31 protein-coding genes and 1 tRNA gene are annotated in these 26,665 nt (G+C 46.9%); 29 read left to right on the top strand and 3 right to left on the bottom strand.

Annotated elements, in window-relative coordinates; translation table 11 throughout:
- The first annotated feature begins 58 nt into the window (after positions 1-58).
- The 4 genes from GCU39_RS24275 (at position 59) to GCU39_RS24290 (ending at position 3,449) form a co-directional block, all read left to right on the top strand.
- Positions 59-820 (top strand): ParA family protein, encoded by a 762-nt coding sequence (locus tag GCU39_RS24275; protein WP_152395813.1) that lies wholly within the window; start codon positions 59-61, stop codon positions 818-820.
- A complete protein-coding gene (locus tag GCU39_RS24280; protein WP_152395814.1) occupies positions 813-1,655 on the top strand; it encodes a ParB/RepB/Spo0J family partition protein in 843 nt (280 codons plus the stop codon). Before GCU39_RS24275 ends, GCU39_RS24280 begins: the two co-directional genes overlap by 8 nt.
- Positions 1,656-1,796: 141 nt before the next feature.
- On the top strand, positions 1,797-2,939 hold the full coding sequence (locus GCU39_RS24285) for an aminotransferase class V-fold PLP-dependent enzyme (RefSeq protein WP_152397411.1): 1,143 nt from the start codon (positions 1,797-1,799) through the stop codon (positions 2,937-2,939).
- A 15-nt stretch (positions 2,940-2,954) separates the two neighbouring features.
- Positions 2,955-3,449 (top strand): DUF4446 family protein, encoded by a 495-nt coding sequence (locus tag GCU39_RS24290; RefSeq protein WP_152395815.1) that lies wholly within the window; start codon positions 2,955-2,957, stop codon positions 3,447-3,449.
- Here GCU39_RS24290 and yyaC read toward each other — a convergent pair.
- Positions 3,424-4,029 (bottom strand): spore protease YyaC, encoded by a 606-nt coding sequence (yyaC, locus tag GCU39_RS24295; RefSeq protein WP_152395816.1) that lies wholly within the window; start codon positions 4,027-4,029, stop codon positions 3,424-3,426. The two genes, GCU39_RS24290 and yyaC, sit on opposite strands and share 26 nt — an antisense overlap.
- A gap of 110 nt (positions 4,030-4,139) precedes the next feature.
- Between yyaC and GCU39_RS24300 the strand changes: the two genes are divergently transcribed.
- The 5 genes from GCU39_RS24300 (at position 4,140) to GCU39_RS24320 (ending at position 7,177) form a co-directional block, all read left to right on the top strand.
- Positions 4,140-4,391, top strand: coding sequence for a putative Se/S carrier protein (locus GCU39_RS24300; protein ID WP_152395817.1), 252 nt, complete (start codon positions 4,140-4,142; stop codon positions 4,389-4,391).
- A gap of 24 nt (positions 4,392-4,415) precedes the next feature.
- Entirely contained in the window at positions 4,416-5,330 is a 915-nt protein-coding gene (locus tag GCU39_RS24305; protein WP_152395818.1) for a mechanosensitive ion channel family protein, read from the top strand.
- 3 nt (positions 5,331-5,333) lie between these two features.
- Positions 5,334-5,549, top strand: a complete 216-nt coding sequence (locus tag GCU39_RS24310; RefSeq protein WP_152395819.1) for a DUF951 domain-containing protein — start codon at positions 5,334-5,336, stop codon at positions 5,547-5,549.
- A gap of 58 nt (positions 5,550-5,607) precedes the next feature.
- A tRNA-Ser gene (locus GCU39_RS24315) sits at positions 5,608-5,698 on the top strand.
- Between the two features lie 222 nt (positions 5,699-5,920).
- The gene (locus GCU39_RS24320) at positions 5,921-7,177 is read left to right on the top strand and encodes an alpha-L-fucosidase (protein ID WP_152395820.1); all 1,257 of its coding nucleotides are present in this window, start codon (positions 5,921-5,923) and stop codon (positions 7,175-7,177) included.
- Positions 7,178-7,219: 42 nt separating this feature from the next.
- On the opposite strand, the gene GCU39_RS24325 is transcribed toward GCU39_RS24320, so the two are convergent.
- Positions 7,220-7,885 (bottom strand): HAD family hydrolase, encoded by a 666-nt coding sequence (locus GCU39_RS24325; protein WP_152395821.1) that lies wholly within the window; start codon positions 7,883-7,885, stop codon positions 7,220-7,222.
- 286 nt (positions 7,886-8,171) lie between these two features.
- On the opposite strand from GCU39_RS24325, the gene GCU39_RS24330 reads away from it, so the two are divergent.
- The 3 genes from GCU39_RS24330 to GCU39_RS24340 all read left to right on the top strand — a co-directional run bounded on the left by GCU39_RS24330 (position 8,172) and on the right by GCU39_RS24340 (position 11,005).
- A complete protein-coding gene (locus GCU39_RS24330) occupies positions 8,172-8,756 on the top strand; it encodes a C40 family peptidase (protein WP_152395822.1) in 585 nt (194 codons plus the stop codon).
- A 164-nt stretch (positions 8,757-8,920) separates the two neighbouring features.
- Positions 8,921-9,502, top strand: coding sequence for a TetR/AcrR family transcriptional regulator (locus tag GCU39_RS32410; RefSeq protein ID WP_152395823.1), 582 nt, complete (start codon positions 8,921-8,923; stop codon positions 9,500-9,502).
- Between the two features lie 48 nt (positions 9,503-9,550).
- The gene (locus GCU39_RS24340; RefSeq protein ID WP_152397412.1) at positions 9,551-11,005 is read left to right on the top strand and encodes a DHA2 family efflux MFS transporter permease subunit; all 1,455 of its coding nucleotides are present in this window, start codon (positions 9,551-9,553) and stop codon (positions 11,003-11,005) included.
- A 917-nt stretch (positions 11,006-11,922) separates the two neighbouring features.
- Here the strand turns inward: GCU39_RS24340 and GCU39_RS24345 are convergent.
- A complete protein-coding gene (locus GCU39_RS24345) occupies positions 11,923-12,117 on the bottom strand; it encodes a YjzC family protein (protein ID WP_152395824.1) in 195 nt (64 codons plus the stop codon).
- A 216-nt stretch (positions 12,118-12,333) separates the two neighbouring features.
- On the opposite strand from GCU39_RS24345, the gene rpsF reads away from it, so the two are divergent.
- The 17 genes from rpsF to GCU39_RS24430 all read left to right on the top strand — a co-directional run bounded on the left by rpsF (position 12,334) and on the right by GCU39_RS24430 (position 26,556).
- Entirely contained in the window at positions 12,334-12,621 is a 288-nt protein-coding gene (rpsF, locus tag GCU39_RS24350) for a 30S ribosomal protein S6 (RefSeq protein ID WP_152395825.1), read from the top strand.
- Positions 12,622-12,664: 43 nt separating this feature from the next.
- Positions 12,665-13,159: a single-stranded DNA-binding protein gene (gene ssb / locus GCU39_RS24355; RefSeq protein ID WP_152395826.1), complete on the top strand. Its 495-nt coding sequence runs from the start codon at positions 12,665-12,667 to the stop codon at positions 13,157-13,159.
- Positions 13,160-13,179: 20 nt separating this feature from the next.
- On the top strand, positions 13,180-13,461 hold the full coding sequence (gene rpsR, locus GCU39_RS24360) for a 30S ribosomal protein S18 (RefSeq protein WP_078498027.1): 282 nt from the start codon (positions 13,180-13,182) through the stop codon (positions 13,459-13,461).
- 75 nt (positions 13,462-13,536) lie between these two features.
- Complete coding sequence (locus GCU39_RS24365) at positions 13,537-13,800, top strand: DUF1450 domain-containing protein (RefSeq protein ID WP_152395827.1); 264 nt, start codon at positions 13,537-13,539, stop codon at positions 13,798-13,800.
- 183 nt (positions 13,801-13,983) lie between these two features.
- Positions 13,984-14,790, top strand: a complete 807-nt coding sequence (locus tag GCU39_RS24370) for a sugar phosphate isomerase/epimerase family protein (protein ID WP_152395828.1) — start codon at positions 13,984-13,986, stop codon at positions 14,788-14,790.
- Between the two features lie 210 nt (positions 14,791-15,000).
- Complete coding sequence (locus GCU39_RS24375; RefSeq protein WP_193726608.1) at positions 15,001-15,987, top strand: LCP family protein; 987 nt, start codon at positions 15,001-15,003, stop codon at positions 15,985-15,987.
- Between the two features lie 46 nt (positions 15,988-16,033).
- Positions 16,034-16,450 (top strand): CBS domain-containing protein, encoded by a 417-nt coding sequence (locus GCU39_RS24380; protein WP_152395829.1) that lies wholly within the window; start codon positions 16,034-16,036, stop codon positions 16,448-16,450.
- A 236-nt stretch (positions 16,451-16,686) separates the two neighbouring features.
- Positions 16,687-16,989: a MazG-like family protein gene (locus tag GCU39_RS24385; protein WP_026263646.1), complete on the top strand. Its 303-nt coding sequence runs from the start codon at positions 16,687-16,689 to the stop codon at positions 16,987-16,989.
- An 11-nt stretch (positions 16,990-17,000) separates the two neighbouring features.
- Positions 17,001-17,909: a DUF2232 domain-containing protein gene (locus tag GCU39_RS24390; RefSeq protein ID WP_227793663.1), complete on the top strand. Its 909-nt coding sequence runs from the start codon at positions 17,001-17,003 to the stop codon at positions 17,907-17,909.
- A 12-nt stretch (positions 17,910-17,921) separates the two neighbouring features.
- Positions 17,922-19,895: a DHH family phosphoesterase gene (locus tag GCU39_RS24395; protein ID WP_152395831.1), complete on the top strand. Its 1,974-nt coding sequence runs from the start codon at positions 17,922-17,924 to the stop codon at positions 19,893-19,895.
- Positions 19,892-20,335 carry a 50S ribosomal protein L9 gene (rplI, locus tag GCU39_RS24400; RefSeq protein ID WP_152395832.1) on the top strand — a complete coding sequence of 148 codons (444 nt, stop codon included), beginning with the start codon at positions 19,892-19,894 and terminating at the stop codon, positions 20,333-20,335. The genes GCU39_RS24395 and rplI overlap by 4 nt, the downstream gene beginning before the upstream one ends.
- 1 nt (position 20,336) lies before the next feature.
- A complete protein-coding gene (dnaB, locus tag GCU39_RS24405) occupies positions 20,337-21,707 on the top strand; it encodes a replicative DNA helicase (protein WP_152395833.1) in 1,371 nt (456 codons plus the stop codon).
- Positions 21,708-21,858: 151 nt separating this feature from the next.
- Positions 21,859-23,145, top strand: coding sequence for an adenylosuccinate synthase (locus GCU39_RS24410; protein WP_152395834.1), 1,287 nt, complete (start codon positions 21,859-21,861; stop codon positions 23,143-23,145).
- Between the two features lie 220 nt (positions 23,146-23,365).
- Entirely contained in the window at positions 23,366-23,989 is a 624-nt protein-coding gene (locus GCU39_RS24415) for a TetR/AcrR family transcriptional regulator (protein WP_152395835.1), read from the top strand.
- Positions 23,990-24,015: 26 nt separating this feature from the next.
- Positions 24,016-24,900, top strand: a complete 885-nt coding sequence (locus tag GCU39_RS24420; protein ID WP_152395836.1) for an ABC transporter ATP-binding protein — start codon at positions 24,016-24,018, stop codon at positions 24,898-24,900.
- Positions 24,901-24,903: 3 nt separating this feature from the next.
- On the top strand, positions 24,904-25,701 hold the full coding sequence (locus GCU39_RS24425; RefSeq protein ID WP_152395837.1) for an ABC transporter permease subunit: 798 nt from the start codon (positions 24,904-24,906) through the stop codon (positions 25,699-25,701).
- Between the two features lie 51 nt (positions 25,702-25,752).
- The gene (locus tag GCU39_RS24430; protein ID WP_152395838.1) at positions 25,753-26,556 is read left to right on the top strand and encodes an ABC transporter permease subunit; all 804 of its coding nucleotides are present in this window, start codon (positions 25,753-25,755) and stop codon (positions 26,554-26,556) included.
- Positions 26,557-26,665: the final 109 nt, after the last annotated feature.

Below are 26,665 nucleotides of genomic sequence, written 5' to 3' on the forward strand. Positions count from 1 at the left end.
CGGTTCAGCGGTAGCGATGTCCGCTGTCTTCTTGTTGATAAATTTGAGGTGAGAATGAGTGTCTAAAATCATAGCGGTAACCAACCAAAAGGGGGGCGTTGGTAAAACAACGACTTCTGTAAATTTATCAGCTGCACTTGCCACGCTAGGCAAACGTGTCTTATTGGTTGACATTGACCCGCAAGGTAATACAACAAGCGGGATTGGTGTGAATAAAGCTGATGTTACAAATTGCGTCTATGACGTCATTATTAATGATGTGCATCCGAAGGATGCGATTCTTCCAACTCAAATCACAGGGCTAAGTATTCTGCCGGCAACGATTCAGCTAGCAGGGGCTGAAATTGAATTGGTTCCTACGATATCTCGTGAGGTTCGTCTTAAGAAGTCGCTTCATCTGGTGAAGCATATGTTCGATTATATTATTATCGATTGTCCGCCATCGCTCGGTATTCTTACGATTAACTCCTTAACCGCAGCGGATTCGGTCATTATCCCGATTCAATGTGAATATTATGCGTTAGAAGGATTGAGCCAACTGCTTAATACAGTGAGGCTTGTTCAGAAACATTTAAATACGTCCCTTCAAATTGAAGGTGTCTTACTTACGATGTTCGATGCTCGTACGAACTTAGGTATTCAGGTAATTGAAGAGGTCAAAAAATATTTTCAGCAAAAAGTATATCAAACCGTTATTCCTCGCAATGTTAGGCTGAGTGAAGCCCCTTCGCATGGTGAGTCAATTATTACGTATGATCCGAGATCGAAAGGTGCGGAAGTGTACTTGGAGCTTGCAAAGGAAGTGATATCAAGTGAGTAAACGTCTAGGTAAAGGGTTGGATGCACTTATTCCATCATTGTCTATTCATGAAGATGACAAAGTAATCGAAATTATGCTAGGTCAATTACGTCCCAACCCGTATCAACCGCGCAAAGCATTTGATGAAGCTTCGATTCAAGAATTAGCAGAATCGATTAAGCAGCATGGCGTTATTCAACCTATTATTGTTCGCAGTGTGTTGAAGGGCTTTGAGATCATCGCAGGGGAACGCCGTTTCCGTGCATCGCAATTATGCGGGAATGCTACGATTCCAGCTGTCGTTCGTAACTTCAATGACCAACAAGTGATGGAAATTGCCCTCATCGAGAACCTCCAACGTGAGAATCTGAATGCAATTGAGATTGCCGTTGCTTATCAGGGGTTAATGGATCAGTTCTCCTTAACGCAAGAAGAATTGTCGATGAAGGTTGGGAAGTCGCGTTCACATATTGCCAACTTCCTTCGGTTGCTTCAATTACCTGAAGAAGTGAAAGATTATGTTTCACGTGGAACATTATCGATGGGACATGCTCGTGCTATTGCGGGGGTCAAAGATGTTGGTAAGGTAAAAGAATTGGCCAAACAAACGATTAGTAATGAATGGAGTGTGCGGGAATTAGAGGAAGCCATTCAGAACTTAAACGCAAAAGCAACAGCGGTGAAAGAAAAACCGAAGGCCAAAAAGCGTGATCCATACATTCATCAAATTGAAGAATCCTTGCGTGAACGATTCAAAACAACGGTTAAGATTAAGGCGAGTAAAGATAAAGGTAAAATTGAACTAGCCTATTATAGTCAGCAAGATTTGGAACGTTTGTTAGAGTTGTTAGGCTAACGAAATTTCGTATAGATGTCACCAAGTAGCATGCCATTGAATTCTTCTGAGCGAAGGATTACACTTAGGTATGCTATTCTTTTTTTGGGGAGAAGAGAGGTGCGATACGTGGAAAATTCAGAACAGCAACGCGTCATTTACATGGACCATGCAGCAACATCCTGGCCCAAGCCTGATCAGGTCGTCGTAGCTATGCAAAATGCAATGCAAATGTACGGGGCTAACCCAGGTCGGGGAAGTCATACAATGGCGGTTCAAGCTAGTCGCGTGATCTTTCAGACAAGAAGAAATCTAGCAAAATTATTAGGAATTCGAAACCCGAATGACATTGCCTTTACCATGAATACGACGATGGCGCTTAATATGGCTATCAATGGTCTATTGTCATCAGGAGACCATGTGATCGCGACCTCTATCGAACATAATTCGGTACGCAGACCCTTGGAATATTTGCGTCGTACGCTTGGTGTGGAAGTGACGTATCTGGAGACGGATGCTGCGGGCAATCTGGATATGGAACATTTCGAGGCTTCATTTCAGCCGCACACGAAATTGGTTGTCTGCAGTCATAGTTCGAACTTACTTGGGACGATCTTGCCAGTCGAAGAGATTGGGCAGATTACGCGAACACGAGGTGTTATGCTGCTGGTCGATGCAGCGCAGTCGGCTGGTATTCTGCCGATCGACGTAGAACGCATGGGGATCGATCTGTTGGCCTTTCCTGGGCATAAAGGACTTCTGGGTCCTCAAGGGACTGGCGGGCTTTATATCGGCCCTCACGTTGATCTGGAGCCGCTTATGCGCGGGGGGACAGGCAGTCGGTCAGAGGACATGGAGCAACCAGGAGTAAGGCCGGATCGTTACGAAGCTGGAACACCAAATACGGTTGGAATTGCAGGATTAAATGAAGGCGTCAAATTTATTCTGAATGAGACCGTCGAAAAAATTCATACTAAAGAATGGTCGCTAACGAGGTTGTTAATGGAAGGGTTAGAAGCGATAGAGGGCATTCAATTGCTCGGCCCGCCCAAGGATCAACCGCGGACGGGGATCGTCTCCTTTATCGCCCAAGGCATTGAAGCATCACAGCTGGCTTTTCGCCTAGATCGCGAATATGGCATTGCAGTAAGGTCAGGGATGCATTGCACACCTCTGGCGCATGCTTCAGCTGGAACGCTAGAGACAGGGGCTGTGCGTGCAAGCGTAGGCTATGCGACAACAGAAGAAGATATCGATGCCGTTATTGCGGCAGTTAAACAGATCATTGAGGATTTTGCACGGTAGGGGAGAACAGATGAGATGGACACGATGACGTTAGAACAAATGCAGTGGATGATAATGGGTGTAATGGTTTTACTGATGGTCGTCTTATTGATCATGTTCATCGCACAAGCGGTGAAGCTGAAGAAATTGAGACGCAAGTACGATCTCATGATGGAAGGCACAGGCGTAAATGATCTTGAGAATATCATCATCGAGATGAAAGAACATATTTATGCATTACGAGAAGAACAGAGTGAGCATACGAAGCAAGTAAGTGGAATTCATCAGCAAATGAAGAAGATGAAATCTAACGTAGGATTTCTACGATATAATCCTTTTCAAGGGAATGGCAGCGATCTCAGCTTCTCCTTAGCCATTGTAAATGATGAGCAGGATGGTATCGTTCTCAGTGCCCTTCATAGTCGTGAGAACACATATGTGTATGCCAAGCCGGTGGAGCAAGGCGAATCGAAATATCCTTTATCTCCGGAAGAGATGGAGGCACTTAATCTCGCCCAGCGTAAGAATTGAGCCGATGATGCCATTGTTTGATGGCCATATATAAGCTGTTCGCTATAATATCCGACAGCTTCATGACGAGGCTTAGACGGGTATTCTGTAGGACAAAGTATTCCATAAAGCCGCCAACGTTGACGATCCCTGTGATATGCATATCGCCAACAGGCGGCAATTGTTTGTGTACGCCTGCACCAGGTCGGACCGGTCCAGAAGCAACTTGAATATTCCCGACGCTGGTCGTCTGGCCGAGGCATGCATCAATGCCGATAATGAACGGATTCTTGACAGAGGATTCGATGTACTGTAATGTATCGCTTAAATTCACGGCATGAACCGGATGATCCAGTGTTCCATAAATCTCGAATAGAGGGCTGTTGAATTTCGAGAGAGCGGTTCCGACGAGAGGTCCTAGACAGTCGCCTGTAGATCGATCCGTACCTACACAAACGACCGTAATCGTACTCTCAGCAGGAATGGGGGTCAGGAAATCTACTATTCTGTTCGTGACGGCTGCATGAATGTGAGATTCGGTATGCGCGATTTTGAGAGAAGGTAGTTCTTTGATCCGGCTAGAATACAGGGAAAAGGACATATGGGATTAACCTCCGTCTATGATTTGTATTCCTAGTATATGGATGGAAGAGCGGATTTATACTTCGAAGTGTAGAAGAATCCATTCTATAGAGAGAGTGAGGCAGAATCATGGGGACATGGATGCTGATTGCATTTGATTCGACCCAACAGGCATTGCGAACGGAGATGCTCTTGGAGTTCTTAGATATCGAGATCGATATATGTCCAACACCGAAGGAGATTACGGCAGGATGTGCATTATCGATTCATTTTCCAGCACAAGAGGTTGAATTGGTGAAGAAAACGATCAGAGATGAGCAGGTAGAGATCCGGGGGATTTTTAGACAGCAAGAGCATGAATATGTATTCGTAGATATGTAGTACAATGGGATAGGGAGTGGTGTAGTGGCTTATTATGCGCTTGCCGAAGAGACAGGAGAAATCATTGAACAGAATTTGAACTGGTTCCAGAAGAAGATCTGGGGACCCGTGACGAACCCCGAACTGTGGGAAAATATGATGTGGGAGATTATTAAAGTCCTCCTTATCATTATCGTATGCCGTGTATTGATTCGTGTTCTTCATAAGGCAATTAACCATCTGATTATTAAGAAGGGCGACACTCGATTGCAGTTCACACCAAGACGGATGATTACGATCGGGAAATTGCTTAAAAATGTCACGACATATGTTATTAACTTCGTGATGATCCTTATGGTCATTAGTGAGTGGAATATTGTAGATTTAAGACCGGTGTTAGCAGGGGCCGGGGTGCTCGGGCTTGCGATTGGGTTCGGGGCACAGAGTCTTGTCAAAGATATCATTACAGGGTTTTTCATTATTTTCGAGGATCAATTCGCTGTCGGTGACGTGATCGAAGTGAATAAGAATCGGGGGACTGTTGAAGTCATTGGTCTACGCTCGACACGCATTCAGAGCTGGACGGGAGAAGTGTTCATTATCCCGAACGGAATGATCAATGAGGTGACGAACTTCTCCTTACACAATTCCGTAGCTTTTATCGATATATCCGTTGCCTATGAAGAAAATGTGGATGAGGCCATGGAAATTATGAAGAAGGCGATGCCGGAACTGAAGGAACGTAATCTCGATATCGTAAAAGTTCCCGAGGTGCTCGGTGTACAAATGATGAGCGCATCAGATGTAAAGATTCGGATCATTGCGGAATGTAAGCCATATACACAAGCTGGTGTAGCACGATTTATTAATATAGAAATGAAGCGGCTGCTTGATGCGCATGGCATTGAGATTCCATATCCGCGGATGGTGACGTATCACCGATCAGAGAGGGAGGGATAGGACGTGGAACGCAAACAATTCGAACTATGGGATGTCGTACAGATGAAGAAACCGCATCCTTGCGGAACCAATGAAATGGAGATTATTCGGATGGGAATGGATATCCGGGTTAAATGTGTCGGTTGTCAGCACAGTGTTCTCATCCCAAGACAGAAATTCGAGAAGAATATGAAGAAGGTGCTTCGCAATACGAAGCAGATCACACCGCCCACAGAATAATTTTTGGGACAATCCTGTTGCAGAATGTCAAAAAGTGTGATAGAATTAATTTTGCTGCGGAAAGGTACCCAAGAGGCCCAAGGGGGCTGACTCGAAATCAGCTAGGCGTCGCAAGGCGTGCGTGGGTTCGAATCCCACTCTTTCCGCCACCTTCATATGATAAATTCAACCTCTCTATTCATTAGAGAGGTTTTTTGTTGCGTTTATCACAGATTCGTGTCCAAGAAACAACACATTCCAAGACTTTAACGGGTATTTATGTTGTTTCTTTTTGTTTTATCCAAAAATGTTATGTGATTGAGAGGAACTATTTCCCTGAAAACGCGTACATACAGGTACAACACATCCAAAGGACAAGAGGAGAGGTTTCAATGCTAAGCAAAACGACGGTTGTACCTAAAGTTAAGCAGCTTCAGTTCCAAGACTGGGAGTATGGGTTATTTCTTCACTTCGGTCTACGGACATTCTATGAGGGGTATGTGGATTTCGATGAAAGACCGATGACGCCAGAAGTTTTTATGCCGACAAATCTAGATTGTGAGCAGTGGATCCGCAATGCGAAGGAGTCGGGGATGGAATATGCCGTCCTGACAGCGAAACATCATGATGGATTCTCGAACTGGCCATCCAAATATACGAAGTTCTCTGTTGCGTATTCACCGTGGAAAAATGGGCAAGGGGATGTCGTACGCGAGTTCGTCGAGGCATGCCGTAAAAATGATGTTAAGCCAGGACTTTATTATTCTCCGTTCGATGGTTCAGCTGATTTCTACACGCAGGACGCGAAGGCCTATGATGATTATTTCGTGAACCAGATCACGGAGCTGCTCGGCGATTATGGCGATATCGATATTCTATGGTTCGATGGCTGCGGGTCGGAAGGGCATGAATATGATTGGCCGCGCATTATCCGTGAAATTCGCCGTCTACAGCCGAACATTCTTATCTTCAATATCGGGGATCCTGATTTCCGCTGGATTGGGAACGAAGACGGCATTGCGCCAATACCAACGTGGAATGTGACCGACGCCATTGAATGGTCGATTCTCTCAGAAGGGGAAGATGAGCTTAGCGGCCAGCACTGGCTGCCAGCAGAATGTGACGTACAGCTGCGGTCAACCTGGTTCTATAGTGATCAGAATGAAGATACATTGAAATCCCTCGATGAACTAATGGGACTCTATTATCATTCCGTGGGCCGGGGAACGAATTTGCTGTTAAATATCGGACCGGACCGTGAAGGGTTACTGCCAGCCATCGATGTCGAGAGAGTGCAGCAGATGGGGGCAGAGATTCGCCGCCGATTCGGGCAGCCTATTGCGGACACCTCGACATTCGTAGAAGAGAAGCCAGGGAAATGGGTATATCAGACGGACAAGCCGCACTTGATTGATCATGTCGTATTGCAGGAGAACCTGGAGCAAGGGGAGCGGGTCCGCAGATTTACTGTCACGGTTATCTCTAAGAAGACACATAAGCCTGTCCAGGTATATGAAGGCATCAATATGGGACATAAAGCGATTATCCGAATTCCTGCCGTCTATATTCGCGGTGTGATCATCGAGGTGACGGAGAGCGAAGGAACGCCTATTTTACGAGAAGCCTCACTACATTATACCGGAGCATAATAAAAGAGCCACCGCATGAAAATTGCGGTGGCTCTAATCTTGTTAAGAACGAATGAGGTGTAAAAGTTCATCGAAGGAAGTAATGATGGCGTCAGCGCCTTCTAATTCGCCGGACTTGCGGAAGCCTGCATAGTCGCAGCCAATGGCTGTGATCTGATTTTTTTTGCCGGCTTCAATATCCGATGAACGATCTCCGACCATCCATGCCGTAGGGACTTGATGGTTCTCTAGGAGGATCCGAATGAGGTCTACCTTCGTTGCGGTCTGGAATTCCCCTGCGCTATATAAACGCTCAAATAAGTGATCAATACCCATATGACGCGTAACGTCCTTCACGTAGCCTTCCAGCCCATTGCTGCCGACGAATAGGCGAATCCCTTGGTCTCTGAGCGCCTGAAGCGTCTCAGCCACGCCAGGGTATAGTTTTCCTTGACCACGCTCCATTAATGCGTTCTCATATTCGTGCATTAGCTCATTCGCACGTTCTCTTACTTCCAAGGAAGCTTTCGGCATGAGCCGTTCCCATATATGTTCAAGGAGCATGCCGAGGCAGCCAAGAATATCTTGATCGGCCGGTACGTCTCCATGGTATAGATTCTCCTCACGAAGCTTGGCGTATGTAAGATGGAATGCTTCAATTACGATTGTCTCTGTCTGAAATAACGTACCGTCGAGGTCAAAAATCATTGCTGCAGGTTTCTGTAACATTTCTGTCTCCTCCGTTATCTAGGTTTTCTATTTTCCTATAGTCATAACATAATTGAAACGGAAGTACAACTTAGGCGGGGCACGACTTTGTGATGTCAAGCATAAAGAAGTTAAGAAATTTTCATCATTTTTTAATAATAAAGAGGAATGTGTTGCGCGGCGTAGGGTTAACCAAACGGTGGTACATCATGGAATCGCGTTATATGTTACAGTAAGCGTGTGGTTAACGACAGAGCTTAAAAGTTTACAAAAATAAAACATTGTGCAGACGATGAGGAGGAATAACATGAAAAATCCAACGAACAAACGTATTCATAAAACAGCGGTTGCTATGATGCTTAGTCTTTCGATTACTTTGTCGGCGGGGCTAATCATTCCAGCTCCATCCGCACAAGCAGCTCCGACGACGAACAGTTACACGGTTGCAATGGCAGTTATGAACACAGGCGAGAAGTTTCTAGGTGTCCCTTATAAATTTAGTGCTGAGGCTGGAAGAACGGATCAATTTGATTGCTCGTCTTTTACGCAATATGTATTTAAGAAGAACGGGATTGATCTTCCGAGATCTTCGCGTGAACAAGCGACAGTAGGTACGCGCGTAGCGAAGAGTGACCTTCGTGCTGGGGATTTGGTATTCTCGGATACGAATCATGACGGCATCATTAATCACGTAAGTATTTATATGGGTGACGGCCGATTGCTTCACACGTATCGTGTAGGTATTGGTGTGGCGATTTCCAATTTTGAAGGCAGCACATGGGATAAGACCTTCGTGACGGCGCGCCGTGTGATTCCAGACAATACGAACTTGACTTATGATAATAATAATTCTGACAATAACAACGGAAATTGGGACAATCAAGCGGAATAGGTAATTCCTACGGTGAAGAAACGAACCGCCCTGTATTCACATGATGAGTGCAGGGCTTTATTTTTGTTTTGTAAAAGAAGAACAAATGTTTGACATTTGCAAACTTAAACAAATATTATATATAGACCGATTGTTATAATTCTGATCGAGGAGAAGGGGTTTTGATGCGGGTAAAACCAAAAACGCGTGATCATATTGTCGAGATTGCGACTCGCTTATTTTTCGTGCAAGGATATCATGCGACAGGGCTGAACCAAATTATTCAGGAAAGCCAAGCGCCCAAAGGTTCGCTCTATTATTATTTTCCGAACGGAAAAGAGGAGCTGGCTCAGGTATGCATTGAACAGCAGCGGAAGCATACAGCAGAGATTCTGCGGAGCAACTTCACAGCGTCGAATGATTTTGTTACGGGTGTACAGGCATTTTTCTTAGGCCTTGTACAGGAAATTGAACGGCAGCAATTCCAAGGCGTTCCGCCAAGCTGCTTCTGGAATGCTGTAGAGACATCTTGTATTAGCAATCGATTGCGGGAAGCCTGTCAGGATACATTCGATATGTGGAAATCAATCATGGTGGAACGTCTCCTGAAGGAAGGACATGAAGAGAAGCGGGCGGAATCGATTGCTATGGGGGTTTTCTCATTGCTCGAGGGTTCTTTTGTCCTGGCATTGACGTACCGGGACGCGAATCCGCTCATTAATGCGTCGAATCTGATTCCACTGCTGTTGATAAGCGAGAGCAATTAAGAAGGATTAGACAGAAAAGATTTGGGGGATAGGAATATGGAAGCTGCTATGCAAGCTACAACACAAACGGAAGGAAAATCATATAAGGTCATGCCGATTATGATCTCACTCTTGATTAGTGGATTCGTCGGCATGTTCAGTGAGACGGCGCTGAATATCGCACTCAGTCAGTTGATGGAGATTCTACACATCACGCCAGCGACGGCGCAATGGCTCACGACCGGATTCCTGCTGACGCTAGGTATTCTCGTGCCAGTATCCGGTTTATTACTTCAATGGTTTACGACAAGGCAGTTATTTGTTGCATCATTATCATTCTCCATCGCAGGGACGCTGGTTGCGGCGCTTGCTGGGAATTTTGAAGTACTGCTCATTGCGCGCGTACTTCAGGCGGTAGGGACAGCGCTGCTGCTGCCGCTAATGTTTAATACGATTTTGGTGATATTCCCGCCAGAGAAGCGGGGCGCAGCGATGGGGGTTATTGGCCTTGTGATCATGTTCGCACCGGCAGTGGGACCAACGGCAGCGGGGTTAATTATTGAACATTTGACTTGGAACTGGATCTTCTGGATCTCTCTGCCGTTCCTTGTCATCGGGCTCTTGTTCGGGATTGCCTATATGCAGAATGTCTCGACCGTTACGAAGCCTAAGATCGATATTCTCTCGATTATTTTATCGACGATTGGATTTGGCGGCATTGTATTCGGGTTCAGTAAAGCGGGTGAGGAAGGGTGGAGCAATCCGATCGTGCTTATAACGATTGGCGCTGGTATTGCGGCGCTCATCTTATTCTCGATCCGCCAGTTAACGATGAAGAAGCCGATGATGGATTTAAGGGTGTTCAAATATCCGATGTTCGTGGTCGGTACGTTAATGGTCTTAATCTGCATGATGATCATTCTTTCTACCGTGCTGATTTTACCGCTCTATATGCAAAATGGGATGGGGCTTTCGGCGTTCACGGCCGGTATTGCCTTATTGCCCGGCGGTATTCTTAATGGATTAATGTCGCCTGTCATGGGCAAGCTGTTCGATAAGTACGGACCCAGATGGCTAGTTATTCCAGGTCTAATCATTGCAGGTGTCTGCTTGTGGTTCTTCACAAGTCTTACGACAACATCTGCGATCGCACTTATTATCGTACTGCATTCATGTCTGTTCATTGGTATTTCGATGGTGTTCATGCCGGCGCAGACGAATGGTCTGAATCAATTGCCGCCATCGATGTATCCGGACGGAACAGCCGTTATGAATACATTGCAGCAAGTCGCAGGGGCAATTGGTACGGCGGTTGCTGTCAGTATACTGTCGCACGGCACTAGCGACTACCTGAAGACATCTGCGAATCCTCAGGATCCGATGGAGATAGTGAAGGGGATGACTATGGGGGCGCAGCACTCGTTCCTATTCGGATTAATTATTGCGGTTGTAGGACTGGTTCTAGCCTTCTTCATCCGCCGCGTACATGTAGAGAAACAAGAGATGAAGGTATCTATGCATTAATCTCTGTTAGAAACCAAAAAGGACCTTTTTAAGGGTCCTTTTCTGGTATCGGTGGTCAGTTAGTTGGAACTCTTGTGATACATCATCATTGTTAGCTTGTTCGACGGATTGCTGTGAAGCAATTCATCTCTAGGGTGTTACAGACGGTAGCCTGCGGCACATCCACTCGCTTTCTATGCTGAGTAACTACAGATATCCTTCTTCGTGTTCATGTTCAACTGAATTGTTCAATGGAACCACACCTCGCTTGCACCGACAAGAGTTATTATGGACATTGGCCAGAAATATATGCATTCACTTTTTATTTTTTTTGAATCGGTGGAAAATGGGGAGTAGTGAGAGGAATACTTGCTAAAAAGCATCTATTTGGTGGAAATGTGATCTGAAAATACGAAATAACTGCTAAAAAGCAGTTAATTTGGAGAAAAAGTGGGCGTGCTCACAAAATAACTGCAAAAAGGCAGTTAATTCGGAGAAAAAGTAGGCCAACCTCGCAAAATAACTGCAAAAAAGCAGCAAATTAGCTGGAAAGTCGCTCGAGAATACGAAATAACTGCTAAAAAGCATTTAATAGCCGGAATAAGGTTTGAAACTGAAAAATAACTGCTAAAAAGCATTTATTTCTCGATACGCCAAAAAGGACCCTTGCGGGTCCTTTATCTGGTTGCCGGTACGATAGTCGATTTTAGAATACAGAGAATCACTACATCATGTTAAGCATGTACCATGTGTTGCAGACGGTAGTCTTTAGCACATCCACTCGCTTTCTATGCTGAGTAACTACAGATATCCTTCTTCGTGTTCATGTTCAACTGAATTGTTCAATGGAACCACACCTCGCTTGTACCGACAAAAGTATTATGGACCGAACGAAGAGAGATTATGCATATCTTATTTCATCTTTTTCGTTCGTGTCGTTAGTGTACCATTGCGTGGTGCTTCTTCTTCCACTTCCGGTCCTTGTTCGTCGTCTCGGGGAATGTATCACCGCGTTTCAATTCGATCATTTTCGGATCTTGGATCTCTGTGTGGAAGCTGGCTTCACCAACCTCCATGTACCAGCCGTTATTCGGCGCTTTGTCACCGGGTTCGAATTCTGTTCTCTCGCCCATGCGGGCCACCTCCTTCAGGATAAGTGCGTTCCACATTATTGTGAGTCAAAGCGATGCTGAACATGAATGGAGAATTGTTCCCGCAGGAAGCTGCCACAAACCGGCACTTGCAGGTCGTGACTGAATTTGGTACACTATTTGGGTGCGAGTTCGACTCGTGCCCCTTGCTCTCAATCTTGAATTGAGGGCCGCTAAGTCCAAGAGGAGGTGAAAAATATGCGCAAATATGAAGTGATGTACATTATTCGTACTGATATTGAGCAAGAAGTTGTTCAAGCAGCAGTCGAGAAATTCCAAGGCATCATCTCCAACGGTGGTGGAGAGATTACAAAGCACGATGTGCTCGGTAAACGCCGTCTTGCGTATGAGATCAAGAAGTTCCGTGATGGACACTATGTCCTAGTTAACTTCACAGCTGAACCAGCTGTTGTAGCGGAACTTGAGCGTGTGATGAAGATTTCCGATGAAGTCATTCGTTACCTGATCACTCAAGATGTTGCTTAATTGAGACAAGCTTATGTAATTGAACGTTGAAGGAGAGGATTGGATGTTAAACCGTGTTATTCTTATCGGTCGATTAACGCGTGACCCTGAATTGCGCTACACGCCAGCTGGTGTTGCAGTGACTCAATTCACCATTGCGGTAGATCGTCCGTTCTCGAACCAAGGCGGCGAACGTGAGGCGGATTTCATTCCAGTCGTTACGTGGAGACAACTTGCAGAGACTTGCGCGAATTATTTGCGTAAAGGTCGCTTAACCGCGGTAGAAGGGCGTATCCAAGTTCGTAACTATGACAATAACGAAGGTAAACGTGTATACGTAACGGAAGTTATTGCAGATAATGTTCGTTTCTTGGAGTCTGGCAATCGTGAAGGCGGCGGATCTCGCGAAGAGGCTCAAGGCTCAGGTGGTTTCGGCGGTGGCGGATTTGGCGGCGGAAGCAATCAAGGAAGCAACCGGAATACATCGCGTAGCAACCAGGATCCTTTTTCGGATGACGGAAAACCGATCGATATATCGGATGATGATTTGCCATTTTAATTGGAAAGGACTGACAACGAATGAGCTTCAAGCAAAGAGATAACAATGAAGAGCGTGGCGAGAAGAAATTCGGCGGCCGCCGTGGCGGACGCAACAAACGTCGCAAAGTTTGCTACTTCACAGTAAACAAAATTACTCACATTGATTATAAAGATACGGATTTGCTTCGCAAATTCATCAGTGAGCGCGGAAAAATTCTTCCTCGTCGTGTAACTGGTACAAGCGCGAAATACCAACGCTTGCTTACAATCGCGGTTAAACGTTCCCGTCAAATCGCATTGTTGCCATACACTACAGAGTAAGATCTGTGAACAAGAGCCTGCCTGAGACGATTCTCAGCAGGCTTTTTATATATTCGAAGAAAGCAGGTGCGAAGGATGGGGCTCGGACTCATTGTCGTGGAAGTCTGTGAGAGTAATGCAATGGCCGCTCTACCGCTGGAGGACCTGGAAGAAGAATTTCCTGAGGTTGCCATTATGCGGACCGATTGCTTAAATATGTGCGCCTTATGCAAGGCCAAATCCTATGTGATGGTGGATAATCAACGTGTTGCATCCTCTGATCGAGATATTTGCTTAGCGAAGACCAAAGAAGCCATTAAGCAGCATTTGGATCAGTTCTATGGGGCTGTAGAAGAATAATAGAAAAAGATCTAGCCGCTGCTCCGTTTGTGGACGGCGGTTTTTTGCGTTATTCGAATGTACATATGTGGGGGTATTTTGGCGTGGAAGTCCAGCAGGGGTTACGTTACAATAGGATGGAAGTACTTACCGATCGGATTCATACATATTGTCATCATTATTGTTGAAGATGGGGGCTGTGAGATGAAAATATCAGTTGAAGGATTCTCGTTCTTTCACTTATTGCAGCAAGAAATGATCGATGTCTTTGGTTACTTGGAGAGCTTGAAATATCGTTATCGAGTCGATGCTGCAGGGCTCTGGAACGGTTATTTCGTCAATCGAAGTGAAGAAATCTGTCAGCTTCGGGAAGTGGACTATATACGCAAGATTAAGCTCGCACTCGCGGAACGCTCCATGACCGTGCCAAATATAGCGATCGATGGAGCCCATGTCTGGGATCCGAACCCGGAGAAGCGGGAGCTACTCTACCAGAATGCACTCGCGCATCTCGATGTCGCTGAATATTTGGGGGCTCAGACGGTTCGAATCGACACAGGTGGTTTCGGATCAACTGATATGACGGAAGAACAGTTCGAATATACGGCCAAGAGGTTCCAGGAATTCGCCCAACGTGCTTATGACGGGGGGTACCGGATTGGTCCAGAGAATCATAGCGGTCCCTCACGTATGCCAAAATGGATGGTGAAGCTTGCTCAAGCAGTGAATCATCCTGGCTATGGCGTTCTACTTCATATGGGACGGTGGGATAGCGATGTGGAGGCTGGGGACTCCCTGCTCGCGCCTTGGGTGTATCACGTTCATCTTGATCCGAAATATGTACATCCGCACCAGATTGAGAACCGGATGCAGCTGCTATTTAACCACGGGTATGATGGCTATTGGGGAATTGAATATTATGCGCAGGCGGCCCCATATGCAGAGATTGAGAGCTACGTCAGCGCAGTCAAAGCAGCTTATTTAAAACAAATTGGTGTTATTATTCGCTAAAAGGTCAGACTCACTGTTCAGGTGGTTGAATTTGGTTTTTTTGCGAAGCATTCACTTTTTGTTGTACCATGGAAGTAGGCGTAGGTAATTGCTGCAGCCGGAAAGGAGATGCGTGTCCGAAGATTGTGCCCATAAATCACCGCAAATAAGGACCATTCGATAAGGCACAATAACCACATAACATCATCTTGCAGACAAAGGAAAAGGTTTATGAAGAAACTAAACATTAAAAAACGTTATATTGCAATATCCCTTGTCGCGCTCGTATTGATCGGAGGATTTATATTCCGCAAACAGCTCGTGCTGCTCGGATTCGATCTCTTCCTGTCCGGACAAGTGGAGAAAAAGCTAGAGGGCTCGTATGAGCCGATTGAAGGGAAAAAGCCGGAAGAGAGCAAAATTACGCCGGCAGGCGATCCTTTCTCCATGCTGCTGCTCGGCATTGATCAGCGCGGCAAGGAGGTCGGTCGATCCGACACAATCATCTATACCGTGGCAAGACCTAAAGATGATAAGATCTTGATGGTGTCGATCCCGCGGGATACGTACGCTGAGATCGTCGGAAAAGACAAGGAAGATAAGATTAATCACGCATTCGCGTTCGGCGGAAAGAAGATGATCATCGACTCGGTCGCGAAGCTGGTGGATGAGCCTGTCGACCACTATGCGACAATTAATTTCCAAGGATTCATCGATGTCGTCGATGCCATGGGCGGCGTAGAATTGCCGATTACGAAGGATATCGTGAACAAAGCCGCTGAGCATGAGAAATTCACCGTTAAAGGCGGCAAACCGATCTATTCCGGTCAGGAAGCACTGTATTATGTAAGATATCGGGAAGATGATCATATTAATCGTAGTGAACGAAACATGGTGTTCCTCAATGCCATTATGAATCGCATGACCCAACTGAACCAAATTACGAAGGTCCCTGAACTTATTTCAATTATGGGTGATAATTTCACAACGGATATTGAACCGAAGAAAATCATTGATTTGGCGAAGGACGTATTCACAGCCGATCATCGTGAAATATATAGCTACACATTAAAGGGAGAAGGCGGACGGAAGGCGAATCATATATGGTACTATATTCCAGATGAGAAAGACTTATCCTATATTCACGATATGATCGATAATTGGATGGATCCGAACACCAAAACGGACCAATTAATGGTGCCAGTCAAGGAGAAGTAATAATCTAGACTGCATCGGTCAGGGAAACAGGAGGTTATGGGGAAACATGAATATTGCTTTTTTCTTGTTGCCGAAAAATGAGGTTGTCTGTCTGACACAAGAAAGTACCTTGCGGCAAGCATTAGAACGGATGGAATATCATCGGTACACTTCGGTACCAGTACTTACGGAAGATGGGGAGTACGTCGGCACGTGTACGGAAGGTGATTTGCTCTGGTTCATGAAGAATTCGAACGGGAAGACGACCTTCGAGACGGCACACAAGGTAGTCTTGAAGGACATTCCGCTGCGAAGCGCCAATAAGCCGGTGCGGATCGATTCCAACATGGAGGACTTGATAAGTCTTGCGAAAGTGCAGAATTTCGTGCCTGTCGTGGATGACATGAACAAGTTCATCGGGATCGTGCGCCGTTCGGAGATTATTGGGTATTGCGAGAAGAGGGTCTTCGCGAACAAGGTATAGAAACAGCAGCAAAAGCCATATCGGATGAACAAGGTTCAAGCGACTGCAGGGTCTACGGCACCAACGTGACAATGCAGTCTTTTTTTTAAAAGGACGACGAAGTCGTTTCTTCTTGAATGTAGAAGCTTTCGCCATCAAGCCACTCCTTCCTTGGGTCAGCTTCGATAAGAAGCTTTATTTATGATATAATCGAGAGTAAAGCGTTTTTATTCATGGAGAGAGTGTGGGTGACAAAGATGCAGAAAGAAATGGATTTGGCCAAGCGCGCCAAAGTGATTGAATGGCTGAAGACAGAAGTGCTCGATCACGTTTCACGACTGTTTAAATCTTTGTGGGAAGGCAGTACAACACGTGTCGTTGACAGTCTGTCCAGCCTTATCGTGAGCAGCTATATTCTAGGCCGCCGCCTTGGCGTGCCCTATAAAGAATTAGATGACAGCATTCTTGAGAAACTTAAGAAACATAAGCAAGAAGGGCATCAGCTTGAAGACTGGTATCAAGACATCTCCGCGCTCGAAGAACATTTACGTAAGAGGTGAACACATTGAAAATGCGCTGGTCTTCGGCATTGTGGAGCATTGCTGCTCTACTACTGATCTTGTCGCTATTTACACCGTTCCAAATTGTAACCATTAGCTTTATCGCCATTCCGATTGTTGTGCTCTATGCGACAACAAATGTTCGAACATTTATCCTGCATATGCTCTGCGTATACCTGGTTGCATTTCTAGCCATGGGAACCTTCGGCTCAGCAGCGATCTTGTTCGCCGTATACTTTACCATCCCTGCCGTGGTGATGGGCCGTCTGTATCGACGCAAGGCGTCAGCCATGGCGGTTTTCGTAGGTGGTACAGTTACTGTGCTCGCAGAATCGATCATTATGTTGTTCGTCATGAATACGATCCTCGGCTTCGACTTTAATCTCTACCTTGGGGAGACCGTTCGGACAAGTCTTGATCCGCTGCAAACCGCGAATCTGATGCCTGTCGGCTGGACACCGAAGATGACGGATGACTTGGTCGCGATGATGACGCAGATGGTACCGTTCGCACTGATCTTCAGCTCGGTCCTGATCGCTGCTGTCACGCATACGATAAGCCGGCGTATTCTAAATAGACAGGGCGTCGAAGCTTCGAAGTTCAAGCCGCTTCACGAATGGATGCTGCCGAGATCGCTGATTTGGTATTACTTTATCGCGGTACTCGCAGATATGTTCATTTCCGATACGGATACATCCTTCGTCACGGTTGTCTTAGTTAACTTATTGCCATTATTAAAAATCGCGTTTATGATCCAAACGGTATGCTTCTTCTTCTTCGTAGCGCATATTAAACAATGGAATCGCATCCTGCCTATTCTGTTCGTGATTCCGCTCTTCATTTTCCCGCCGCTTCGGATTATCGGCTTATTGGATATCGCGTTTCCAATTCGCCAAAGTTTGGTAAAACCTAAAATGTAGGGTGAGGAATGGATGCCTAAATATTTATTTCAGCGGTGGCACGGTTATCATATGGTGTGGGCGTTCATCGTCATGCTGGTCATGATCGTTGCGCTCGCATGGCATAACTGGGTGCTCGGTGTAGCAGGTCTTGTATTGATTGCGATCCTCGTCATCTTGGCATGGAATGCGGAGAAGAACTTCCGGAAAGACATGAATGAGTATATTGCAACGTTAACGTATCGCGTGAAGCGGACAGGAAATGACGTAATTAATGAGCTGCCATTCGGCGTTGTCCTCTATGATGAGGACAAACATGTAGAATGGCATAATCCATACATGCTCCACATGTTAGGGCGTGAGACGCTGATCGGCGTCTCGTTGAAGGAGCTTGTACCTGGATTGCAGATACAGAAGGAAAAGGATAAGGAGCGGATCGTCCAGAGCGAGGTTGCGATCGGCGACCGTATCTTCTTAACCGTTCCGAAGCAAGAAGAGCGTCTGATCTACTTCCAAGACGTAACGGACTATGTGACGCTCCGACGTCGCTATGAAGCGGAGAAGCTCGTAATCGGCATCGTGATGCTCGATAATCTAGATGAACTGACCCAGGGGCTGGATGATCAACAACGTGCGGCACTGCTCTCGAGGGTGACGAATCATATTACCGAATGGGCGCATGACCATCAGATCTATATGAAACGCCTTACCTCGGATCGATATCTGATTCTGCTCGATCACGAGCTGCTCAAGGAAATTGAGATGACGCGCTTCGTTATTCTCGATGAGGTTCGTGAGCTTACGGTGGATAACAAGCTGCCGCTTACACTCAGCATCGGGATTGCAGCAGGAATTGATAATATCATTGAGCTAGGTCAGCTGGCACAGTCCAGCTTGGATATTGCACTTGGCCGCGGCGGCGACCAGGTAGCTGTCCGCGAAGGACAGCGGTTATCGTTCTATGGCGGGAAGTCGAATGCGGTGGAGAAACGGACACGGGTCCGTGTACGCGTCGTTGCGCATGCGCTTCGCGATTTCATGCAGGCGAGCGACAAAATAATAATTATGGGCCACCGCATGCCGGATATGGACTCCGTCGGTGCGGCGATCGGGTTGCTCAAAGCTGCCCAAGCGCTGCAGGTAGAAGCTTATATTGTGCTTGAGGGTGTGAACCCATCCATCGATCGCATGATTAGTTATATTAAGCAGAATGATGCGCTCTGGGAGCAATTCATTACCCCAGAACAAGCGGTGCAGAAGATGACCGCGAATACGCTCGCGATCGTCGTGGATACGCACAAAGCTTCCATGGTGAAGGAGCCGCGGTTATTGCAGCTCACGAACCGCGTCGTGGTGATCGATCATCACCGGCGTGGGGAAGAGTTCCTGCAGGATGCCGTCCTGATTTATATGGAGCCGTATGCCTCCTCGACCTGCGAGCTTGTGACAGAGCTGCTGCAATATATTCATGATCGAATTATTTTCCAGCCGCTCGAAGCGACAGTGCTTCTGGCAGGGATTACGGTGGATACGAAGAATTTCTCCATGCGGACGGGCTCAAGAACGTTCGAGGCGGCAGGATTCTTACGGCGCAATGGCGCAGATACGATTATGATTCAGAATATGTTAAAAGAAAATCTCAAGGAATATATCGCAAAAGCGGAGGTGATGCGCCTCACGCAAATGCTGTACGGACATATCGCTGTAGCGGTTACAGAACCAGAACGTAAATTTTCACAGTTGATGATTGCGCAAGTAGCTGATACGCTGTTAACCATGAACGATGTGCTAGCTTCCTTTGTTATTAGTGAACGGCCGGACGGTCATATCGGAATTAGCGCTCGTTCCCTCGGCCAAATGAATGTGCAAGTGGTGATGGAACGGCTCGGCGGCGGCGGACATTTAACGAATGCCGCAGCGCAATTGGACGGAACATTGGCAGAAGCCGAAGCGAAGCTCAAACGGGTATTGGCTGAAATTGATGCGGAAGAGGGGTTATTCGAATGAAAGTTATTTTCTTGAAAGATGTTAAAGGTCAAGGTAAAAAAGGTGATATTAAAGAGATTTCGGAAGGATACGCGCAAAACTTCCTTCTACCAAGAGGTCTTGCACGTCTAGCGACGGATGGTAATGTGAAGACGCTGGAACAGCAGAACCTATCGGAACAGAAGCGTAAAGCACAAGAGAAAGCAGATGCAGAAACGCTCGGCAAAACGCTTGAGGAGACAACAGTTGTCATCAAGGCGAAATCCGGTGAAGGCGGCCGTCTATTCGGAGCGATCACAAGCAAGCAAATTGCTGAGGCTCTTGAGAAAATGAAATTTAAAGTCGATAAACGTAAAATTGAATTGAACGATCCGATTCGTTCACTTGGAACGATGCATGTCATGATCAAATTGCATCCGGAAGTGAAGACTCAGGTGAAGGTTCAAATCGTGGAGGAATAAGATGAACGAGGATCTGAATCTGAATTTCAATCGTCTTCAGCCGCAGAACCTCGAAGCAGAGCAAGCAGTTCTTGGCGCGATTCTACTCCAGCCAGAAGCGCTAATCACCGTCATGGAGCGGGTGCGGGAAGAGGATTTCTACGACCCAAGGCATCAATTCATCTTCGCGGCGATGATTCAGCTTGGGGAAGAGAATCAGCCGATCGATTTGATTACGATGACCGCGACGTTGCAGGATAAGCAGCAGCTTGAGGATATTGGGAATGTTACGTACCTGATGAAGCTGGCGAATGCCGTCCCTACGGCAGCGAACGTCGATTACTATGCACAGATCATCGAAGAGAAATCGATGCTTCGCCGTCTCATACGGACTGCGACCCAAATCGTCAATGACGGTTATGCGTCAGGCGATGAAGTCAGCGATTTGTTAAGCGATGCGGAGCGCAAAATCTTAGAAATATCGAACCGCCGGTCGGGTACAGGGTTCATCGCGATTAAGGATGTCCTCATGGAGGTATTCGAGAACGTCGAGAACCTCAGCATGAACAAAGGCGGAACGACGGGGATTCCATCGGGGTTCACCGACCTTGATAAAATGACGGCGGGCTTCCAGCGAAATGACCTTATTATCGTTGCTGCCCGTCCATCCGTAGGGAAGACGGCCTTCGCGCTGAATGTGGCACAGAACGTGGGCGTACGGGCCAAAGAGACCGTCGCGATCTTCAGTCTCGAGATGTCCGCCGCACAGCTCGTGCAGCGGATTGTCTGCGCCGAATCGAACGTCGATGCGACACGTATGCGGACAGGAAATCTAGAGAATGATGACTGGGAGAAGCTGACGATGGCGATCGGAGCCCTCGCTGAGGCGAACATTTTCATCGATGATACGCCGGGCGTTACGGTTGCCGATATTCGTGCGAAATGCCGTCGGCTTAAGAAAGAACATGGCCTTGGCATGATCATGATCGATTACCTGCAGCTGATTCATGGCCGCGGTAAGGCTGGTGAGAACCGTCAGCAGGAGGTCTCCGAGATTTCGAGAACGCTGAAGATGATTGCCCGTGAACTTGAAGTACCGGTCATTGCCTTGTCGCAGTTAAGCCGTGGGGTTGAGCAGCGGCAGGACAAGCGTCCGATGATGTCTGACCTTCGGGAATCCGGTTCGATCGAGCAGGATGCCGATATCGTCGCGTTCTTGTACCGTGACGATTACTATAATCAGGATTCCGAGAAAAAGAATATCATTGAGATCATTATTGCGAAACAGCGGAATGGCCCGGTCGGGACCGTCGAGCTCGTCTTCTTGAAGAACTTCAACAAGTTCGTCAATTATGAACGGACGCATCAAGATCCAATGCCAGGTAGTGCATAGGCGAATGTCGGGTTATTCCCGAACATTCGCCTGTTTTGTGTGAAAATTGTTCGCATTTCGTTGACTTTGCTAGGCAACACTGCTAAACTTAACATGCCGCGAAATGCGGTACAAACTTGGTGTATGAACACCCGAAACGGGGGAATCAGTCTTGTCAACAGTTGTTGTTGTCGGAACCCAATGGGGAGACGAAGGTAAAGGTAAAATTACGGATTATTTAGCAGAGAGTGCTGAAGTCGTTGCACGTTACCAAGGTGGTAATAATGCAGGGCACACGATTCTAATCGATAATAAAAAATATAAATTAAGCTTAATTCCATCCGGTGTTTTCTATACGGATAAAATCTGCGTGATCGGTAACGGTATGGTCGTTAACCCGAAAGCGTTGATCGAAGAAATCAACTATATCCATGAGAATGGATTTTCGACGGATAACTTGCGCATTAGCGATCGCGCACATGTCATCTTGCCATACCACATGGTCCTTGATGCACTGGAAGAAGATCGTAAAGGACCGAATAAAATCGGCACAACGCGCAAAGGGATTGGCCCAGCTTACATGGACAAGGCTGCACGTAACGGTATCCGTATTGCAGACCTGATGGATGCGGCTGAGTTCGAAATGAAGCTTCGTCATGCGGTACAAGAGAAGAATCAATTGATTCAACAAGTTTATGGTGCAGAGCCATTAAACGCGGACGACATTCTCAAAGAATACTTAGAATATGCGGAATTCATTCGTAAGTACGTAACGGATACTTCTGTTGTATTGAACGATGCTATTGATGCGGACAAGAAAGTATTATTCGAAGGCGCACAAGGCGTCATGCTGGATATCGACCAAGGTACGTACCCATTCGTTACATCGTCTAACCCATCTGCGGGCGGCGTATGTATCGGATCTGGTGTAGGTCCTTCGAAGATCCAACAAGTTATCGGGGTTGCCAAAGCGTATACAACGCGTGTAGGTGACGGTCCTTTCCCAACGGAATTGAACAATGAAATTGGTGATGCGATCCGTGAAGCAGGACATGAATACGGTACGGTTACAGGCCGTCCACGTCGTGTGGGCTGGTTCGATAGCGTCGTCGTCCGTCATGCACGTCGTGTTAGCGGAATTACAGGCTTGTCCCTGAACTCGCTAGACGTATTAACAGGTCTTGAGACTGTGAAGATCTGTACAGGCTACAAATACCGCGGCGAAATCATTACGCATTACCCTGCAAGCCTGAACATGCTCGCAGAGTGTGAAGCGGTATATGAAGAAATGCCGGGTTGGTCGGAAGATATAACTTCGGCGAAGACGCTTGCTGATTTGCCTGAGACGACGCGCAACTATGTTAACCGCGTATCCGAGTTGACAGGTATTCCAATCGCGATCTTCTCGGTTGGCCGTAACCGTGAGCAGACGAACCAAATCTTGCCGATCTACGTATAATTGATCATTATTATATCGCTCCAATCTTTCGCTTAGGCGAGAGGTTGGAGCTTTTTTAGTTTCGGGGTTATTTCATTGCCCGGGAAAAGCGTGGTGCGTGTGTGTTAGGGAACAAGGATTGAACGACTGAAAGGATTTAGAAAATGGTTGTTGACCACTGTGGTCAACAGGAATATAATCGAAATTGACCGATGTGGTCAATGATACAGGAGGTTATCTTATGGTTGCTAAATTTCTTAATCTGAGCCCGGAGAAGCAGGAACGGATCCTCAATGCTGCGATGAAGCAATTCGCGCAGAAAGGGTATGAGCAGGCATCGACGAATGAGATCGTGAAAGAAGCCGAAATCTCCAAAGGCATCTTGTTCCACTATTTCAAAAATAAAAAGGAGATGTTCCTCTACCTCTTTGACCGGGCAGTGGAGATGATGATGGAAGAGTTCCTCGCGAAGCTGGATGCAGAGGAACGGGATTTATTCGTGAAGTGGCGTCAGGCCACGATGCTAAAGCTGGACCTCATCACCAAGCACCCGGATCTGTTCGATTTCCTCCGCGTGGCCTATCTCGAGGACGCATCGGAGATTAGAGACGAGTTGAAGCAGCGGAATCACGACCTGATGTCCACGGGATTCAACGTGATGTTCAGTCATATCGATACGACAAAGTTCAAAGAGGGGACGGACGTCGAACGAACGCTGAATATTATTTTCTGGACACTCGAAGGGTTCGGTGCACGTCAGCAGGATCGCATCAAGGCTTCGCCATTTACGGAAGCTGATATGAATGAGCTGGTCTCGGAGCTGGATAAGTATATGGAAGTACTGAAGCAAGCTTTTTACAAATAAATGAGGGTGGAAAAGGAGTGTTCAGGATGCATGTCATTGAAGTCAACAACCTGACGAAAACCTATGGAAGCGCAAGAGGGATTACGAATTTGAGCTTTCAAGTCGAGCAAGGTGAAATCTTCGGATTCATCGGGCCGAACGGGGCTGGCAAATCAACGACGATTCGGACACTGCTCGGGCTAATCTATCCGACGAGCGGCAGCGCAAAGATCTTCGGGAAGGATTGTATTCAGGACGGACCGGCGATTAAGAAAGAGATCGGCTATCTGCCCTCGGAAGTGTTCTACTACGACAATATGAAGGTGAAGGATCTGCTGCAGTACTCTGCCAGCTTCTACAAGAAGGACTGCCGGAAGCGTATTGCTGAGCTCGCAGCCATTATGGACTTGGATCTGAATAAGAAAATCGATGATCTATCCCTCGGCAACAAGAAGAAGGTCGGCATCGTCCAAGGACTGCTCCATGAACCAAAACTCATTATTCTGGATGAACCGACGAGCGGCCTTGATCCATTAATGCAGCAGCGATTCTTCGAATTGCTCGAAGCGGAGAATAAACGGGGAGCAACGATTCTGTTCTCATCGCATATTCTGAGCGAGGTTCAGCGTCTCTGTGACCGGGTAGCGATCATCAAGGAAGGCAAGTTGATCCAGCTGGAGAAGATCAGCACACTCAAGGAGAACAATTATAAACGATTCAAGTTGGAGACGAAGGAGCCCGTGAGTTCGGATTACTTCCAGATGAGCGGGGTGAACGAGCTGAAGGTCGAAGGAACGACGATCTCGTTCCTCTATCGAGGCAACGTCAATGCGATGATGAATAAGATTGCGGCCGTCGATCTAGCGAATATCCTCGTGGAGGAGCCAGATCTGGAAGAGATCTTCATGCATTACTATGAGAAGGAGGACTAATCCATGAATATGGTCTTGCATGAATTACGTGCATATCGCAAGTCTACCCTCATCTGGATGTGTACGCTTGTTGCATTGGTCGTGCTGCTCTTATCGATGTTCCCGACCTTCGCGAAGGATGCGGAGCAGTTCAAATCGATGCTGCGGACGATGCCGGAGGCCGTACTCAAAGCGGTTGGCGTACAGATCGAGACGATTACCTCGATTCTCGGATTCTATGCCTATGTCTTTATGTATATCTCGCTCTGCGGCGCCATTCAGGCGATGAATCTAGGGACTTCGATCCTATCGAAGGAGATCCGGGAGAAGACGGCGGACTTCCTATTGACGAAGCCTGTGACCCGAACTGCGGTCGTGAGCGCTAAGCTGCTCGCAGCTTTCATCTCACTGTTGATAACGAATCTTGTCTATCTCGCGGCCGCTGTGATCATGGCCTTGGCTGTGAAGAATGGGGACTTCGAGATGTCGAAGCTGGTACTCATCTCCGTCACGCTATTGTTCATCCAACTGATTTTCCTAGCATTAGGGTTCTTCGTCTCGGTCTTGGTGCTTAAGATTAAATCCGTATTACCGATTTCCCTTGGCACAGTATTCGCGTTCTTTATTATTGGGATGCTCGGAGCGACGTCCGGCGATGAAGCGATTCGGTATTTCACGCCATTTAAATATTTTGACCCGGCCTACATTATGCAGCATGCGAGCTATGAAGGACCATTCCTCTGGTTGGGGTTGGGGATTGTCGTTGCGGCCATTGTCATGAGTTATGTGGTATATCGAAAGAGAGATATTCATGCCGTCTAAGGCGCGTGGAAAGGCTGTAAGCTGGCGTATGGATAATGGGAGGCGATAATCATGAATCTCTGGATTCGCGAAATGAAGGCGCATCGCAAGTCGCTCATTCTATGGTGTATCGGAATCATTGCGATGGTTGGCGCGAGTATGAGTAAATATGCGGGGTTGTCGATGTCTAATTCTGGGGCGTCGATGAATGAATTGATGGCAGATATGCCAAAATCGCTGCAAGCGATGATGGGGGTCGGCACATTTGACCTATCGAAGGCTAGCGGGTATTACGGGGCAATCTTCATCTATCTGCTCCTGATGGCAACGATCCATGCGGCGATGCTCGGGGCGAATATTCTCTCCAAAGAAGAACGGGATAAGACGGCGGAGTTCCTTCTCGTGAAGCCGATCTCCCGCAGTCAAATGCTAACGTATAAACTCTTCGCTGCACTGGTGCAGATCGTCTTATTCAACCTTGTGATGCTTGTGAGCTCCATTCTCTTCGTGAACCCTTACAGCCACGGGGAGTCCGTCAATCACGATATCATGCTGCTCATGATCGGGATGTTCTTCCTGCAGCTGTTGTTCCTCGGGATCGGACTTGCGATTGCGGGGGCTAGCCGGCATCCGAAGCGGGCTGTCTCGATTTCGACGGGCATTCTGCTGCTAACATTCATGCTATCGATTGGGATTGATATAAGCGGGAAGATCGATGGGCTGAAATACTTGACGCCATTTAAATATTTCGATGCGAAGCATGTGATGTACGGCGGAGGTCTCGATGGATTATTCATTGGGCTGACGGCCTTGATCTTGGCGGGGTCTCTGATCTTAGCGTACGTAGGCTATAATAGACGAGATTTGCACGTTTAATATGTATAGGTTCGGATTAACGAACGAGGGACTCCAACCTGAGCCGCAAAGGTACAGGTTGGAGTTTTTTTTGCGGGATAGCGTTACCTTCTCCTTACGAGAAGCTTTA

This window comes from Paenibacillus guangzhouensis, assembly GCF_009363075.1.
In the GTDB taxonomy this organism is placed as follows: Bacteria; Bacillota; Bacilli; order Paenibacillales; family Paenibacillaceae; genus Paenibacillus_K; species Paenibacillus_K guangzhouensis.